Consider the following 15,301-nt stretch of genomic DNA (forward strand, 5'->3'; position numbering starts at 1 on the left):
TTTCAATCAATCAGCCGGAAGGCTCGGTAATATCGGGCTTTGCGTTTGCGGTCGGAAGATGATGAATCGAACGCCAAGCTGGCCTTGCCAAACAACTTGAGCGTGATCTTGTCGTACACGCCGGGATAGAACATCACGAGAGGCGTCAGTCCCATGTGCTTGTGCAGGTTGTTCAGCAGCTCGTGCGTGCGGATGATCGGGTACGACGAACCGACACCGGAGACCAGCACCAGGCCGGGCTCTTTAGTCATGACCTCGTTGTAGAAATGGTCGGCCAGTTTTTCGGCACTGGCGATGGACTTGATCGATTTGACGGCCTTGGCGCTGCCCAGCTTGCGTTCTTTCTCCAGCGACTTCTCGAAATACCCACGCCCCTTGATGTAATCGATCAGGAAGTCGTAGAGGTTGACGTGGACGACCTTCAGACCGGGTGCCTGTTTGGGCAGCTTGCTGTCCAGGAAGGCTAGGTGCTCCCGGATCCGCAGTTCGTCTTCCGCCGGGTAGTCGAAGACGTAAAACGGGATCTCGTTGCCGATCCCTTGGCCGCCCAGGAAATCAGGCGAGGTGATCTTCGGCAGGATCGCATTGAGCCGCTCGGTTAATCGATCACTCATGGAGCCACCTGGATGCAACGCAGAACGCCGCCCTCGTCATTGTTAGTCAGGTAACGCACGACCTCGTCGGCGATGTGGACGGTCTGCAGCCGCAGCGACTTGGTGCTGTCGATGTATCCGGCCTGTTGCAAAATTTGAAATACCGAGGACCGCAGCCTCTTGATTGTTGATTCGCTCCACTCGGGTAGCTCGGCGTCACGGTTCTGGCAGTCGGCGATAAAGTCGTCCCAAAGCTGGTAGGTGAGCTTGTCGGCGAAGATGCGGTACTGCTCTTTGACGACCAGTTCGAGAAAGTCGGCCAGCAACGCGCTGTGTTTGACCGCTGCGGCAAGACAGGCGTGGGTGGCAGCTGTGGAATTGCCGTCCCTGACGAGTTTCCAAAGGTCGGGCGTCATCGTCTCCAGTCGATTGCGAATCATCCGCGACAACCGACGAGCCGTGGCCGGTGATCGAGCTTGCAGTAGATTGTCACGGCCCAACGCAGACTTCCAGGCATCATCATCGGCCTGCTTCAACAGCAAGTCGGCAATGACTCGGCTCTCGGCAACTTTCAGGGAGCCAGCAGTGATGTCTGCTCGATAACGCAATGGGGCCTCGCAAATCACTTTTCAGCGTGCTTTTTTCGGTCGTCTGGGTGTCGGGTCATAAGGTTCCTGCACTTGCCTCAACAAGGCATCCAGGTCCTCCCGCTTGAACAATCGGTAGCCATTCATGGGATGACGTTGAATGACGATCTTCCCGTCGCGTTCCCAGTTCCTCAGGGTGTTTGGGGCCACGCCCAAATACTCGGCGGCCTCTGATATACGCAGGTATTCACTGAGCTTAGTCACTTGACGATGTCCTGGATCGGTCCGATGTTTACGCAGCTTTGCGCAACCTTACCAAACTTCATTGACGGGGGGTATCAGCCCGGTAAAGACTTTTTGCGGGCAGAAAGGAAGCTTGCTGCCGGCGATCTTCGTTCATTGCCGGGCGTGCGTGCCGGCCTGCTTAAAGTCGCCATTCCAGAAGCACTCAGGCAGTCCCGACTGTGCCATTGTGGTTGAGCGAGAGGTGGTCAAGCCCATCTTCTTCGCCGCCGGAACGAAGGGCAACATTGGCTTACAGGGGCTGAAGAAGATCGAAGCCGCCACGATCGACCGCGGACGAAAGGTTCTTCGCCACGATTACCATCGAGCAAGTCCGCTACGATGTCGTCGACAGCTACGACATACTGATAGGGCTGGTGACGTGAGGGTAGACCACCGTCAACTCGAAATATTACCTCCCTGCCATTTTGCGAGCCCACATTTTCGGGGCCTATCCTACTCGACAATTGCTGCAAAACTATCGGCGAATCTGACGAACGCTGACAAACACGTTTGTGTCGGGAAGTGCTTCTACAAGTGTCTGCCTAACCGATGCAATGTCTTCAGCATCAGCCGATACTGAAAGCGACTCCAGCATTCTGAGCCCAGCAAGTTCACTTAACGCGTGCGGCGTGAGTTGATAACCTTGCAGATCAAGCGTTCTGATCGTAGGCGACTGTGCGATTCCAGCGAGACCCTGATCTATTCGGACGCTATCCATGGGAGAGAGAAGTCCCTCAGCATGAGTATCGCTTAGATCAAGGTACTTCAGGTTGGGAAGCGTTCCAAACACGCTCAACTGACTATCTGATACGGGCGAACCATGGAAAATAATCCGTTCCAGCGTCTTGCAGTATTGCAATGGCCTTAAACTACCGTCCAGTCTTGCGTGTGAGATCGAAAGGCTAGTTAAAAGTGGCATTTCAATCAGCCAGTCAACTGGAAACTCTTGATATCCGCAGTCAACATGCAGCTCTCTTAGCGAGAGGCGTGGCAATACTGTTTTTAGCATCTTACTTTGCTCTGACGTATTGATGTTGAATTTCAAGTATCGCAATTGCCTGCACTCTGCGAGATGTCCCAAAAATGACTCGTTGATATCCTCCATCAAAATGGCACTGGGTGTTGAGGCGAATCCTTTTGGCCAAGGAACTTCATTGCTCAGGTCTGACGCTAATGCAAGAGTACTGAGCGAAGTGAAACCAGAGAGCCATTCGGGGTTAATTGGACCATCGCAGCTAACGTAAAGGCTAGTGACACCCGGGAACTCCATGCCATTGTCGAGAGCGGCGAGCGACTTATCGACAGAGTAGAATATCACGCTTCCAATAGAGCGACAGCGACTTAAGCACCTAGCTAAGCCGCCAGGAGTTACGCTGGTGCTGACGAAGGCAATCGCTTTGAGTTTGGATGAATTGCTCAGCAATGCCAGCCAGTTATCATTGCACGCTTCTCCAGTCACAGCTAGTTTCTCGATGCCAGATCCTGCGAGATTCACCAGACAATCGTGCGACAATGTAAATCGATCGCAATTTATTTCAAGTTCTCCGATGTTCAGGAGAGCAAGAGCACGATTCATCAATTGCGAAACGTCCAAAGATTCGTTTGAACGCGAAAACTCGGAATCTCCAACAAATTCGTTGGTGTGAGGAATTGGTACTAAGAACGGCACGTTCTCGCTGAGCTGACTCTGAGTCACTCTCAACTGGTCAAAAACCACCGAATATGTTGTTTTGTCGGCAATTTTCTTGACGGTAATTTGGCCACCAGCCTCAAATAGCTCGAGAAGCAGATCTGATTTCTTGTTGTCTCGCGAGATTGCTTCGTAAAGCTGGCCTCTCTCATCACGTAGTCCTGCCACATCACCCTCTAAACGTTTTGCTTCAGCGTGAAGTCGCTCGCTTGTCATTGTGTAGCTCTGCTCAGTTGCGTTCAGCAATTGCCGCAGCGACAACTCGCTCGACTGCAAATGATTGCGGTTGCGAGTCAGTTCTGAAATTTCAGTGCGAAGTCCATTAGTCTGCGTATCGAAGTAACCAGACAATAGTCCGGTCAGAAATAGCAACGCTGCTGCAGCCAGCGAAATGAGAGGGGCGGCAAATACTGGCTTCTTCCACCACGTCAACTCCAACTGCCGTATTTCTGCTTTATTTCTCTCTGCCTCCGAACGCAATCGAAGGATTTCAGCCTCTTCCTTCGGGGATAAAGGCGTGTCTCCATCGCGAACAAGATCACGCTCGCTTCCTTGCTCATTTGTAAGAAGCGTCTCGTTCTGAATGGGTTGGGCGGATGTGTCTTGTTGGTAGTGGCGATCAGTCACAATTGGCGTTCATCTTAGTGAGGGGCAGTTGTTCTCAATGAATCAGGCATTTTAGGTTGTCCCTGAGGGCGCTGGAAATGGACTTCTTTTTAGGAAACTCCTTACGGAAGTTAGGGCGGTCTTGCCGGCCCCTCGCGTGCTCGATGGCAATAACCGAACCTCAGGGATCTCAAGTTTCGCGAAGGATGATTCCGAGGATGTCGTGCCCGTCCTGGTCATCTGAGTGATAACGCACGTAGTCTTCGATCTGGGACCGGGCCGTAGGCCGACTATCCAACACGCGAGCGAAACCAGTAACGCTTCGCCGCTCTCGATTTCTGATCCCGCCATCAGGAAGTACAATGAGATGAAGGCAAACACGATCGCAGCGGCGATATTCAGCGATGGTCGTTTGTCAGGCGGTTGGAGACACAATCGACGTGCTCACTGATCAGAATCAAGTCATCCGCGTGCGATTCAACGGCATCGACACACCAGAACGCGGGCAGCCGTTCGGGAACAACGCCAAGCAGTTTGTCAGCAATGCCGTGTTTGGCAAGGGGGTCTCGATCGTTGACCACGGGACCGATCGGTATGAACGAGCACTTGGCGATGTCATCTACGACGGGCAGAGCCTGAATCTCGATCTCGTCGTGGCAGGTCTTGCGTGGCACTACAAGACGTACTCAGACGATGATCAGCTGGTCGCCGCGGAACTGGAAGCACGTGCCGCGGGGAAAGGCCTCTGGTCTGATCCTCGACATGTCGCACCGTGGGACTGGCGGAAGCTGTCGAAGGTCGAGCGGGATCAGCTGCGATAGCTCGAATTGCTCACAGCAGCCGGAAGGCTGACTGGACGACGAACTTGCTGCAGAGAGCAGAGACACGCGACTGGCTGCCGTGCCACACAATACTCACGATTCGTCGCTGTTGCCTGCTTCAAGGTAGAGTCGGGCCGCTTCTTCATAGGCTGGATCTTAGCCGAGTTCTGGGAGCAGGTCCCGCCATTTCTTGAGGTGCTATTTCGGTTCGATGGATTGCCAGCTTTCCTCGAGCAATCCCGACGCTCGCCCATTCTTGCGGCTCGCCGCAACATCCGATCCTGAAGGAGAACGAAAGCGGGCAGGTCTGGACTCGCTTGCGTTGTCAGTCGCTGTTAGGCATTTGAAAGCTGTTCCTCATAATGATCTGGATTCGTGACCGGCCGTCGCTCTCGCACTTCCGGCAATTCGCGATAGGCCAACGCTCGTCCTAATCGGTATCGAGTGTACGCCAGGACCCAATCTGTCGGTGTCGCTCCGAGTCCCGTCGTGCTGCCTCTGGGAACTCAGGAACAACGCACCGTGGGGATGCTCCTCTCTCCGCTGCCAGGCGTATAGAAGAGCGGTTTAAAATCCGGATTTTAACCCACCGGTTGCAGGCGACCGCCTGCCGAGACGGACGTGCCCCAGACCGTGGAACAGTGACTGATCGAGTCCTGGATCCCGTCATGCGTATCGATTTGCGGTCCATCCGCTGGTCACGTGATGAAAAAGCCAACTTGCTGGTTGGACTGGCCGCCTGACTTGCGGATAGCTGTCGCGTTGAACTTTGTCTTTGCACTGCGGACTGCGGACTGCGGACTGCAGACTGCGGACTGCGTGCCGAGTAACGCAGCAACAGCGACGATGCTGTCGAGTCTATCGCGCAGTAGCTACGAGACTCTGGTCGTGAAAGGAACAACGGGCTACTTTCTTCTAGCGGGTGCTTTGTTCGAGAACCGTCGCCAGACCGTGGATGGAGCGATCTGGTTGGCCCGACGCACTGACTGATCTATCATTGAATCAGGCACACACCCAGTGGAAATGACCAGGAAGACCGATGATCGCGATTAACAAATCCTCAGAGCCTCACAAGCGACCCGATCCGCCATGGCCGATCGATGCCCACGCCAGTATTTTTGTGGAAGTCCTCCAAGCCTCCGGTCAGCGTTTTTTGCATCCGTCGACCGTGCAACTACCTAGCCCGGATCCGTTCAGCACTGGCGTTAGCCATCCTGATCCCATTTCCCCCTTCACTTCACCGGGACTGGGAACGGAGCCGACCTCCGAACTGACGTATTCCCTGTTTCTCAATCTCGAACTTGGCAACCTGAACCCCTTTCCAATCGCTTTTGAAACCGTGGTGATTCATTTTGATGACGGACCGGTACCACGAAACGAATCGGATGCGATTGAACAAACAACCATCTTCACCGAGAGCGGAAAGATCGTTTCCAACTTTTCGTATTCACGTGTGAATTTTAGGAAGTCTCCGTCCGGAGAAACGCCACTAGCGTTTCAGATCGAGAGTCGAGGCAACATCAGTCTGCCCGCTTTTGCGTTGGGAGCCGCTCGTGAGATTGAGAAGCGATATGCCACGCGAGTCATTCTCCAGCTCTTTCATCAAGAGGTGGCCGTTTCGCGGCCAGTCGTTGCCAGCATTCCGCACGAAGCTCCAATGCCAGTGCATGACCCGGTGCAACACGGCATCTCGCCATTCAAAGGCCTCCCGGTTCGCTTTACACAGTACTGAATACCAGCTCAGGCTGTTGGTCAGCATGCATGTGCCGTTCAAAGCCATACGCTACTTCACATTCGCACGGGATCGAAACGAGGCATCATTTCAACTCAGCTCCGCAACACCGCTCGACTAGCCATCACCACACGCCATTCTTCCGTAGCGGCCAGTGAGTTCGGCGCCCGAGCTCGGCAATCCCTTCAGCAAGGAAGCTGCACGTCGCGAAGCACGATCTACGCAGCCAGCATCGCGACGGGCGTGATGGTTCACCAGTTCACACGCTGGCTCCCAAATATTCCGATCGACGCATGCGCTAGCGTCAATCTGTTATCCGGCGATCGGCCCGTCCGCGACACTCCATTGGCAAACGCTCAAGGCATGTGCTTTCACCACGGCGCCCAGCCCATGGCAACGAGTACTTTGTTGAATCGTCAGTGTTCCAAGTCCGTACGAGGCCATGTCGCGGAGAAGGTTTTTACAGAATCTGACATTTTGGCGAACCATCCGGCCGCGAGAGAGTCTATCTCTTCGAACACACAAGTCACATTCACGCCACGAGCGAGTAACGAGCTTTCTGATGTTATCAAATATTCAATCCAGTCGACTCGAACAGAGATACGAAGGCAATGCGTTCGGCGGGCAACCGCTGAATATCAATAATGCCCCGGCGTATCCGCGTCTGATGTGACACTCGCTTTCATTAGCGAACGACTTCTTCATGAAGGCTCGGTGTTACGCAGACACCTGAGCCTTTTTTCGTGCCTGCATCGAACGGGCACCCCCCAACAACGAACCCAATTTGGGCTGGTAGCTGAGACGGTCTAGCGGCGGTCTGAAGAACCGCAGACGAGGATTCGAGCGCCTCCCGGCCCACTGACAAGGAAGATATGCGCCGACAGCAAACGCTGCGGTGATCGAAGCAAAACAACATCGGATACAGGTGCAGATGGAAGCACGCCTGGTTTGGGACCAGGAGACGGTTTTCATTTGTGGGTGGCTCCGCCACGGGGCGGTTCGACTCCGAGGTGTCCGACTTTTGAAACGACAACATGGTAGTCGAGGGCTGGTCGCCCAAATCCGCCTGATACGCGGGTCGCGCTGAGTTCGATCCTCGGGGCTACCACTGACGACAACAACACGAAAGGAGAACCAGCATGCTGCCTGTACTGCGATTGAAACGCATAGCCGTGACTGAAAAAGCGGGGCTGTGGTGTAACTGGCAGCATGACGGACTTTTAATCCGTTCGGTGAGGGTTCAACTCCCTTCGGCCCCATTGGCTACGCATCGGCGTGTAGCTCAGGGGTGAGAGCGGCGTCCTTATAAGGCGACGGTCGCGGGTTCAATTCCCGCCACGCCGACTGAAACGAAACAACAACGACGACACATGGGATTGTGGCAGACAAGGTAATGCATCGGACTCCTAATCCGAGCAATGTGAGTTTGATTCTCACCGATCACACTTGAGACATTTTGAAACAAGCACTGATGGTCTAACTGCAAGACTCCTCCGTCGCGAGCGAGGTGATGCGGGTTCGATTCCGGCTCGGTGCTCTTGAACGCTTCGGCGTATTGATCTTTGACAATTTGGTTGTGATGCAATTTTGCGCCCATGATGTAGCGGTAGCCTGCTGCCTTGCCATGGTGCGCCCGGAGATGCGTAACTGTTTTTGCCAACGATGGTTGGCTCCGCTGGAAGAACGCGGATAAAGCAGCAACTTACCTTCGCTCGAAAGGATCGGGGGGACAGTAGCATGTTGTCTAAAAGGCACGTGAGGTTGAACATTAACGACCGAGAAGTGTGCCAGCTAGGCTGTATATGGGTAAAGCTGAACTGCCTGAACTCTAGTTTCCTGAGGCCCAGGCTGCCTATCGGGAATGATGTTGAAACCCGAATTTTCGATGTCGCGGGATAAGTCGTGGCTATCACGCGAACTTCCCATCGAGACGGACCCTCAATGAGAGGGACAAGAAACGAACGGAGGCCCTACGTACAGACCGAAGCGGTTACGTAACCCGGGGATCGCCTAAGGGTGGCAACACCTAAGGTGACGGAGTTCCCATAGTAGTTTGGGGTCGGACCTCAAACGAAGGGGAACAGAACACAGGGCTTCAACGACGGGGATGTTCCGTATGGAAACACAAGCTCTCGAACGATTAGAAGCACTACGCAAGCGAAATGTCGATCGCGATTGGTTGAACTCGGATCTTTACCGACTCCTCTACAGGTCTGACCTGTATGAGGTTGCCTACGAAAAGATTCGCTCCAGTCCGGGAAACATGACTGCGGGAACGGACGGAATCACACTCGACGGTTTTTCATATGCAGCCCTTGGTGGCATCATACGGCAACTGCGAGATGAGAGTTTTCAATTCAAGCCAGCGCGACGGGATTATATCCCGAAAGCCAACGGCAAGATGAGACCACTCGGGATTCCATCACCGAGGGACAAGATCGTCCAAGAGGCCATTCATATGATCCTCGAAGCGATCTACGATAGCCCCCACGGTGCCTATTTCCTGGATTGCAGTCATGGATTCCGACCCAATCGAGGTTGCCATACGGCGTTGCGGGAATTCGGCGGTAAATGGAGAGGGGTGACCTGGATCATCGAAGGAGACATCAAGTCTTGCTTTGATGAAATTGATCACCATGTCCTGATTTCGTTGCTCCGGAAAAAGATTGCGGATGAACGCTTCATCAACCTGATTTGGAAAGCCCTCCGAGCAGGTTATCTGTGGAAACGGGAACGATATCCATCGCTCCTTGGTTCGCCACAGGGAAGTATTTGCAGCCCCATTCTTGCCAACGTCTATCTTCATGAACTCGACTGTTTTGTCGAGGTATTGAAAAGGCGGCATGAACGAGGCCAGCGCCGCAAACATAATCCAGAGTATATGCAGGTTGCCAAGAAGCGGCAACGCTTGCTGAAAAAGAGCGAAGGGCAACGGACATCTGAAATCGACGAGCTTACAAAGCGACTTCGATCATTGCCGTCCAAAGTGATTGACGATCCGGATTTTGTTCGGATCAACTATCTCAGGTACGCGGATGACTGGATTCTCGGAATCATCGGTCCACAATCTCTGGCCGTTTCAATGAGGGATGAGGTTAAATCCTTCTTGAAGGATACTCTTCATTTGGAGTTGAGCATGGAGAAGACCCATATTCGACACGCCAGGACCGAGGAAGCGTTTTTCCTCGGGACCCGATTGACGATAGGGGGATCGAAAACCCAGGAAGCCAAAATCGGAAGTTGCCGGTCATCAAGTGGCCGACGCTACCGAAAGCGGGTAACCGGATGGAACCCCGTGATGAAGGCCCCGACCAGCAAATTGGTCGAGAGACTTCATCAGAAAGGGTTCTGTTCCAAAACTGGATACCCAACATCCAAGTCTGGATGGACGCTGCTCGATGCGGATCAAATACTGAACCTGTTCAACAGCATCAATCGCGGTCTGTTGAACTATTATCGGTTCGTGCATAACTTCGCTTCGCTAACACGCGTCCAGTACATCCTGCGACACTCACTTGCGATGACTCTCGCGCATAAGTATCGGATGACAGTCGGAAATGTCTTCCGGAAACATGGACAAAACTTGTGCTTTCGTTGGCAGCTTTCCAATGGGAAGTTTCGCGAACTTCAGTTCGCGGAAAACACAGACTGGCGAAAAAACACGAACGCGTTCATGGTAAACCCGGAACCCAAAGATATTTTGGGCTGGCATGTTACGCTGCGAGGCAAATCTAAACTTGGATTTCCTTGTCTCATCTGCGGGTGTGAAGAAAACGTGGAAATGCACCACGTTCGACACATTCGCAAGATGGGTGATCGAAAGCCAACCGGTTTTCGATCCGTAATGCGGGCACTGAATCGAAAGCAGATTCCAGTCTGTGCTCCATGCCATCAGAAGATCCATAACGGTGACTACGATGGCATACGCCTGACCGATCTTGCTTACGACTTCAAAGCCCAACCGACGTAGCTGTGTTTGGAGAGCCGTATGCGGTGAAAGCTGCACGTACGGTTCGGAGAGGGGTGGTTGATGTTCCGCGAACTTAACGCGGACTTGGCCATCTACTCTACGCGGAAGTGTGGGTTCGACTCCCACTGGGCGCTTTGCAGAATCCGGTGTGGCCCAATGGTAAGGCGGCTCCCTGTTAAGGAGACGAGTGATGGTTCGAGTCCATCCGCCGGAGCTTGACTGTCGCCGAACACTCCGTGGTCGGTTCTAGAATGGACGGCCACCGAGTGTCCGGCGACTCATGTGTCCTTGGCCGAGCGGCAAAGGTTCCGGACTTCCAATCCGGCTAGGTGGGCTCGACTCCCGCAGGACTCTCTTTTGTTCTGAAAAACTCTCTCTCCGGCGCGTAGTCGCGACGTGAGCCTTTGAAGCTCGCAGGTCGGGTTCAATTCCCGGACGGAGTGCTTTGCATGTTTGATGTACGCCGGAGTAGCAGTTGTTGGTCGCTGCACCTCGCTCTGCCCAGTAACGATTGGACAGGCGAGTTCATTGGTTCGATTCCAGTCTCCGGTGCTGTGGCCAGATCTGGTGTTGGTTTCCAGAGACTCACTGTGAATGAGCTTGTCGCCGGTTCAATTCCGGTTGGTCACCCTCGCGTGAACATTTTCGGTGGCAATTTCCTCTGGGAAGGAAGCTTGATTGTCTATCAAGTCGCTGCGGGTTCGACTCCCGTTGCCATCGCTTTCAAGAACGCCGCATTCGACTACTGGCTAGGTCGGCTGCTTCTCAGGCAGCAGGAAGGAGATCGAAACTCCTATGCGGTACTCGCTTCGATCGAAGCAACAAAACGGCGTGGTAGATTCTGATGGCAGAATCGTCTGGTTTTCATCCAGGAGTCCGCGGGTTCGATTCCCGCTCACGTCACTGCGTCGCGATCACGCAATATGGAAGTCACCCGGCCGGAAGCAAGGCCTGCCGCCTACCAAGTGGGAGGATGAAGGCAAGGGCCACGGTAGTGAACCGCTTGTCTTAGGAACAAGTGCTTGCGGGTTCGACTCCCGCCCTCAGTACTTCGCCAACTCGTCATGCAGCCGGCAACTTTCCAAGGTACAAGAACGAGCGAACAAGCATGACGACAACGCCAATTCCATAGGTAGCCCCAACGATGCCAGCGTAGACGCCCAAATCCAAATTGGGAATCAAGAACGCGCCAGCAGAAACAACGATTCCTGCGACACCGACCCAGATCATTTGCCAAGCAACGTACACGTTCGCCGGGTACCAGATGTTTGGGTTGCTTAACGTACGACGCACGCGAAAGCCATACCAACGATTCGGTGGAACTTTGCCATAAACCAACGGAAGACTCAAGCCAATGAGAAGTGCACCGACGACGAGAAACAGAAACAACAGGGCAGTGTTCATCGAGTTTGTCCGAAAGGTTTCGATCCATGATACCAAAAGCGAGACGATTGCTTTGGTCACCCATCAAATGCGAACAACGATGCGGGTGAGCCAGGCTCATCCGGGCCTCATAAGCCTGGACCGTCGGGTGCGACCCCCGAACCCGCTACTTCAATGCGACAACAACGCGGATGGGCCAGAGCTCAGCCCGGCCTCATAAGCCAGGACCCCCGGGTGCGACCCCGGATCCGCTACTTCATTCGGCCGGGTACGCAAACTGGCAAAGCGACGAGGTCGAGAGCCTCGTGGCTTTGTGGGTTCGACTCCCACCTCGGTCATAAAACACGATCGCGTGGTCCAGCGGGCTAAGACGCCTGCGTGACAAGCAGGAGACAGATGGTTCGATTCCATACATGATCACTTTCAAAGATGGGGAGTGTGGGAGACAGGGAGTCTGGGAGAAACCGTGCACGATTCACTTTGACTTCTAGACTCCCCATCTCCCTGACTCCCTTACTCAGAAGCGGAAGGCAGCCGGATACGGTTTGCCGGGCCGCGCTGCTAACGCGTGCCACCTTCGGGTGATGAGGGTTCGACTCCCTCGCCTTCCGCTTGTTTGAAACGGCTCGATGGTGAAACGGACATCATCTCTGGCTTCTAACCAGAAGTTCCGGGTTCGATTCCTGGTCGGGCTACTGATGGAAACAAAGCCAGCCGACGTGGCTCGATGTAGAAAGGCACCGCTCTTGGCTGTCGTTTTTTTTTGGCGTGACCCATGCTGGTGCGAACCCAGTCGTCGGCTCTTGTGACTATGAATGATGAAGACAATCAAACGACTCGCGGGTGTGCTGGACAGCATGGCAGTCTTCGAAACTGTCGGACCAGGTTCGATTCCTGGGCGAGTTACTCGGCTCTGAACCAGAGCCGAGATCGAATGTTCTCGGAGTGTGCCGGGTTCGATCCCCGCCAGCGGACAAGTGTTCGCGAGTAGCTCAGTAAAAACGTCTGGCCAAAACTTCGTCGCCACCCGCACACGATTGACTGCCCAATTGGACTACATCACCTCGACTGTCGTGGGTTCGAGTCCCACCGAAGTGAACCTTGCGTTCGCTTCGTAGCTCAGTTGGTAGAGCATCGAAACGTCTGATTAACAAACTTCGTCAATTGTTTTTACAAACAACACCAGAACAAGGCGACTGCCGGTTCGGAGTACATAGGTAGAGCGCGTCGAGCGATCGACGAGGCCGCGGGTTCAAGCCCCGCTCGGTATCCGCAAGGAACGCCGGTAGCTCAGAAAGAAACCTCCGGCCAAAAACTTCGTCGCCCATCGTACACGACTAACTGCCGTTTCGGAGTACATCTTAATTCGGAGGTTGCGGGTTCGATTCCCGCCGGCATTGCCAAGCGGTGCCGTAGCTCAATTGGATAGAGCATCGAAGTGATTCTGATTCAACCACTTCGTTAGTCGCGTTTTCCCCAATCGTCTCGAGAGATCGAACTATGCGTGTTTTACATTCCTGTTTCGCCATTACGACCGGCCGCGAGTAATCCAAACTCGCTGCCCGACAGAGAACACACCTGCACAATTCAATCTTTCAACGACTACGGAAACATGAAAACCACAACCGAAACTCGATCCAAAACCGTGACGACCGTCGCGGCCAGGATCGCAGGCGAAGACATCGCCAAGGGTGACTACATCAACGACCGAAAGGTTCAGCGAGTTCAAATCCCGCGTCCGCTTGGCAACATTCGGACGTGATCTCTGTCCACCCATTCGTCGAGTGTGTTCTTCGATTCACTTCGTGGAGCCAGCAGCGTGCCGGTTCCACTGCATTTCCGTAGGAGGTCACGATGGCCAACAAGTCTCTCTTCCAAAGCATCACTAGCGTTCTTCCTCGAGCGACCGTCGTCAACGAAGCCGGCGGCCCAGCGTACAAGTTGTCCGCGAAGCACGCGCTCGCGCAAATGGCGGCGACCGGCACGTTCGGCAACGTCTACTACGCGTCCGCGCAAAACCAACTCGACGCAATGCGAAAACTGATCGACGAGATCGACGACAACGAGTTCCTGGCAAAGCTGGCTGTCTATTCACGTGAGCGTGCTTACATGAAGGACATGCCGGCAGCGCTACTGGTCGTACTGTCGACGCGAGACACCAAGCTCATGCACCAAGTCTTCGACCGAGTCGCGGACAACGGCCGCGTTCTACGCACCGTTTTCCAAATGACTCGTTCGGGACAGTTCGGTCGCAAGGGCCTGTCGTCCTCGCTGCAGCGTGCATTCCAACGTTGGCTGAACGACGCGTCTGTTGGCAAGTTGCTCTCAGCTTCGATCGGAAACGATCCAAGCCTGCGAGACATCTTGAGAATGGCACGTCCAACGCCGAAGGATGACGCGCGTCGAGCGTTGTTCGGGTGGTTGACCGACAAGCCAGTCGAAAAGTTTTTCCCAGCAACGGCGGACGACTTGCCATCGATGGTGCAGTCGTTGGTCGCTTACCGCGCAGCCGATACGGCCGAAGCCCAAACGTTGATCGCCGGCGACTCTCTCAGTAAAGTTCGATGGGACTTGCTGGCAGGCGCTGCCCGAGGACCGTTGGTTTGGAAGGCGATTGCCCGACAAATGGGACCGCAAGCACTGCGAATGAACCTCAACACGCTACTGCGTCACGACGTGTTCAGTGTGGCCGAACACTCCGTGGTCGGTACTGTGGGTGAAATCGGCCGCGGAGCGTCCGACCACAATATGATCGACTACGTGGCCGGCCAACTGGCTGACCGCGACGCGATCGCTCGCAGTCGTCAGTTCCCGTACCGGTTTCTGGCGGCTTATATGAATGCATCGGACGAGGTTCCAGCCAAGATCAAGACGGCGTTGCATGACGCTGCCGAGATCGCGTGCGGAAACGTGCCAACACTACCGGGACCAGTCATCATCGGCCTTGATACTTCAGGTTCGATGGCGAGTCCGGTCACGGGTAGCCGAGGCCGCGGCGGAACGTCGAAGATGCGATGCGTTGATGTTGCGGCACTGTTCGCAGCAGCGATCCTGCGTCGCAACCCAGACAGCGTCGTCATTCCATTCGACACGCAGGCTTACAAGGTCAAGGTCGATCCAAGCGATTCGATCTTGTCACTGTCAGCACGCTTGTCGAAGTACGGAGGTGGAGGAACGGATTGCTCGTTGCCATTTGTCGAAGCCAATACGCGTTACGCCAAGCAAGCCTTCGCGGGCATCGTTCTGGTCAGCGACAACGAAAGCTGGATCACCTCTGAACGTCCTTTTGGCTACGGGCAAAACGGTTCCACCGGCGTGATGACCGGGTGGGAGAAGTTCAAGACGACCCAGCGAGCACACGGCATCGCCGATCCAAAGCTCGTCTGCATCGACATCCAACCCTACGGAACCAGCCAGGCACCGGAGCGAGACGACATTCTGAACATCGGTGGCTTCAGTGATGCCGTGTTCAACGTTGTCTCATCGTTCCTGGAAAACGACGCATCCCGCTTCGTCCGCGAAGTCGAATCCGTCGAACTGTAAGCCGAAAGGGGAACCGAAATCCAAAACGCCCGCGGAGGAGCAATCCCCGTGGGCGTTTTGTACTGATGGGTCGGATCAGCGCCAGATATCG

11 protein-coding genes and 18 tRNA genes are annotated in these 15,301 nt (G+C 54.4%); 24 read left to right on the top strand and 5 right to left on the bottom strand.

Annotation, left to right across the window (positions count from 1 at the left end; genetic code table 11):
- Positions 1–2: 2 nt before the first annotated feature.
- From SH410x_RS21400 to SH410x_RS21415, 4 genes are all read right to left on the bottom strand, one after another.
- Complete coding sequence (locus SH410x_RS21400) at positions 3–632, bottom strand: DUF1788 domain-containing protein (RefSeq protein ID WP_473670607.1); 630 nt, start codon at positions 630–632, stop codon at positions 3–5.
- The gene (locus SH410x_RS21405; protein WP_473670609.1) at positions 611–1,201 is read right to left on the bottom strand and encodes a DUF1819 family protein; all 591 of its coding nucleotides are present in this window, start codon (positions 1,199–1,201) and stop codon (positions 611–613) included. Before SH410x_RS21405 ends, SH410x_RS21400 begins: the two co-directional genes overlap by 22 nt.
- Positions 1,202–1,222: 21 nt before the next feature.
- Entirely contained in the window at positions 1,223–1,444 is a 222-nt protein-coding gene (locus SH410x_RS21410; RefSeq protein WP_473670611.1) for a helix-turn-helix domain-containing protein, read from the bottom strand.
- A gap of 496 nt (positions 1,445–1,940) precedes the next feature.
- Positions 1,941–3,782, bottom strand: a complete 1,842-nt coding sequence (locus SH410x_RS21415; RefSeq protein WP_473670613.1) for a leucine-rich repeat domain-containing protein — start codon at positions 3,780–3,782, stop codon at positions 1,941–1,943.
- A 419-nt stretch (positions 3,783–4,201) separates the two neighbouring features.
- Here SH410x_RS21415 and SH410x_RS21420 point away from each other — a divergent pair, with 419 nt between their 5' ends.
- From SH410x_RS21420 to SH410x_RS21500, 17 genes are all read left to right on the top strand, one after another.
- Positions 4,202–4,582 (top strand): thermonuclease family protein, encoded by a 381-nt coding sequence (locus tag SH410x_RS21420; protein ID WP_473670614.1) that lies wholly within the window; start codon positions 4,202–4,204, stop codon positions 4,580–4,582.
- 705 nt (positions 4,583–5,287) lie between these two features.
- Complete coding sequence (locus tag SH410x_RS21425; RefSeq protein WP_473670616.1) at positions 5,288–5,572, top strand: hypothetical protein; 285 nt, start codon at positions 5,288–5,290, stop codon at positions 5,570–5,572.
- Between the two features lie 49 nt (positions 5,573–5,621).
- Complete coding sequence (locus tag SH410x_RS21430; protein ID WP_473670618.1) at positions 5,622–6,314, top strand: hypothetical protein; 693 nt, start codon at positions 5,622–5,624, stop codon at positions 6,312–6,314.
- Between the two features lie 786 nt (positions 6,315–7,100).
- Positions 7,101–7,172: transfer RNA gene (locus tag SH410x_RS21435), tRNA-Phe, on the top strand.
- 58 nt (positions 7,173–7,230) lie between these two features.
- Positions 7,231–7,332, top strand: a tRNA-Pro gene (locus tag SH410x_RS21440).
- Positions 7,333–7,500: 168 nt separating this feature from the next.
- Positions 7,501–7,573: transfer RNA gene (locus SH410x_RS21445), tRNA-Lys, on the top strand.
- Between the two features lie 12 nt (positions 7,574–7,585).
- Positions 7,586–7,658, top strand: a tRNA-Ile gene (locus SH410x_RS21450).
- A 28-nt stretch (positions 7,659–7,686) separates the two neighbouring features.
- Positions 7,687–7,759 (top strand) — tRNA-Arg (locus SH410x_RS21455).
- Positions 7,760–7,779: 20 nt separating this feature from the next.
- A tRNA-Ala gene (locus SH410x_RS21460) sits at positions 7,780–7,851 on the top strand.
- Positions 7,852–8,430: 579 nt separating this feature from the next.
- Positions 8,431–10,284: a group II intron reverse transcriptase/maturase gene (locus tag SH410x_RS21465; protein ID WP_473670484.1), complete on the top strand. Its 1,854-nt coding sequence runs from the start codon at positions 8,431–8,433 to the stop codon at positions 10,282–10,284.
- Positions 10,285–10,426: 142 nt separating this feature from the next.
- Positions 10,427–10,498 (top strand) — tRNA-Asn (locus SH410x_RS21470).
- A gap of 68 nt (positions 10,499–10,566) precedes the next feature.
- Positions 10,567–10,638: transfer RNA gene (locus SH410x_RS21475), tRNA-Gly, on the top strand.
- A gap of 108 nt (positions 10,639–10,746) precedes the next feature.
- Positions 10,747–10,836: transfer RNA gene (locus SH410x_RS21480), tRNA-OTHER, on the top strand.
- A 2-nt stretch (positions 10,837–10,838) separates the two neighbouring features.
- A tRNA-His gene (locus SH410x_RS21485) sits at positions 10,839–10,914 on the top strand.
- A 17-nt stretch (positions 10,915–10,931) separates the two neighbouring features.
- A tRNA-Asp gene (locus tag SH410x_RS21490) sits at positions 10,932–11,004 on the top strand.
- A 108-nt stretch (positions 11,005–11,112) separates the two neighbouring features.
- Positions 11,113–11,187, top strand: a tRNA-Glu gene (locus SH410x_RS21495).
- Positions 11,188–11,266: 79 nt separating this feature from the next.
- A tRNA-Leu gene (locus tag SH410x_RS21500) sits at positions 11,267–11,330 on the top strand.
- A gap of 16 nt (positions 11,331–11,346) precedes the next feature.
- On the opposite strand, the gene SH410x_RS21505 is transcribed toward SH410x_RS21500, so the two are convergent.
- Complete coding sequence (locus tag SH410x_RS21505) at positions 11,347–11,688, bottom strand: SdpI family protein (RefSeq protein WP_473670620.1); 342 nt, start codon at positions 11,686–11,688, stop codon at positions 11,347–11,349.
- 241 nt (positions 11,689–11,929) lie between these two features.
- On the opposite strand from SH410x_RS21505, the gene SH410x_RS21510 reads away from it, so the two are divergent.
- The 7 genes from SH410x_RS21510 (at position 11,930) to SH410x_RS21540 (ending at position 15,210) form a co-directional block, all read left to right on the top strand.
- Positions 11,930–12,005: transfer RNA gene (locus tag SH410x_RS21510), tRNA-Leu, on the top strand.
- An 8-nt stretch (positions 12,006–12,013) separates the two neighbouring features.
- Positions 12,014–12,087, top strand: a tRNA-Val gene (locus tag SH410x_RS21515).
- A 105-nt stretch (positions 12,088–12,192) separates the two neighbouring features.
- Positions 12,193–12,278: transfer RNA gene (locus tag SH410x_RS21520), tRNA-Ser, on the top strand.
- Between the two features lie 12 nt (positions 12,279–12,290).
- Positions 12,291–12,362: transfer RNA gene (locus tag SH410x_RS21525), tRNA-Arg, on the top strand.
- A gap of 139 nt (positions 12,363–12,501) precedes the next feature.
- Positions 12,502–12,573: transfer RNA gene (locus SH410x_RS21530), tRNA-Arg, on the top strand.
- Between the two features lie 706 nt (positions 12,574–13,279).
- Positions 13,280–13,429, top strand: a complete 150-nt coding sequence (locus tag SH410x_RS21535; protein WP_473670622.1) for a hypothetical protein — start codon at positions 13,280–13,282, stop codon at positions 13,427–13,429.
- Positions 13,430–13,521: 92 nt separating this feature from the next.
- Positions 13,522–15,210, top strand: coding sequence for a TROVE domain-containing protein (locus tag SH410x_RS21540; RefSeq protein ID WP_473670624.1), 1,689 nt, complete (start codon positions 13,522–13,524; stop codon positions 15,208–15,210).
- Positions 15,211–15,301: the final 91 nt, after the last annotated feature.

It is taken from the genome of Rhodopirellula sp. SH410, assembly GCF_055811895.1.

Coding starts and splice junctions, on each gene's coding strand:
- SH410x_RS21535 (WP_473670622.1), top strand. CDS start 13,280: ATGAAAACCACAACCGAAACTCGATCCAAAACCGTGACGACCGTCGCG.
- SH410x_RS21540 (WP_473670624.1), top strand. CDS start 13,522: ATGGCCAACAAGTCTCTCTTCCAAAGCATCACTAGCGTTCTTCCTCGA.
- SH410x_RS21505 (WP_473670620.1), bottom strand. CDS start 11,688: ATGAACACTGCCCTGTTGTTTCTGTTTCTCGTCGTCGGTGCACTTCTC.
- SH410x_RS21425 (WP_473670616.1), top strand. CDS start 5,288: ATGAAAAAGCCAACTTGCTGGTTGGACTGGCCGCCTGACTTGCGGATA.
- SH410x_RS21465 (WP_473670484.1), top strand. CDS start 8,431: ATGGAAACACAAGCTCTCGAACGATTAGAAGCACTACGCAAGCGAAAT.
- SH410x_RS21430 (WP_473670618.1), top strand. CDS start 5,622: ATGATCGCGATTAACAAATCCTCAGAGCCTCACAAGCGACCCGATCCG.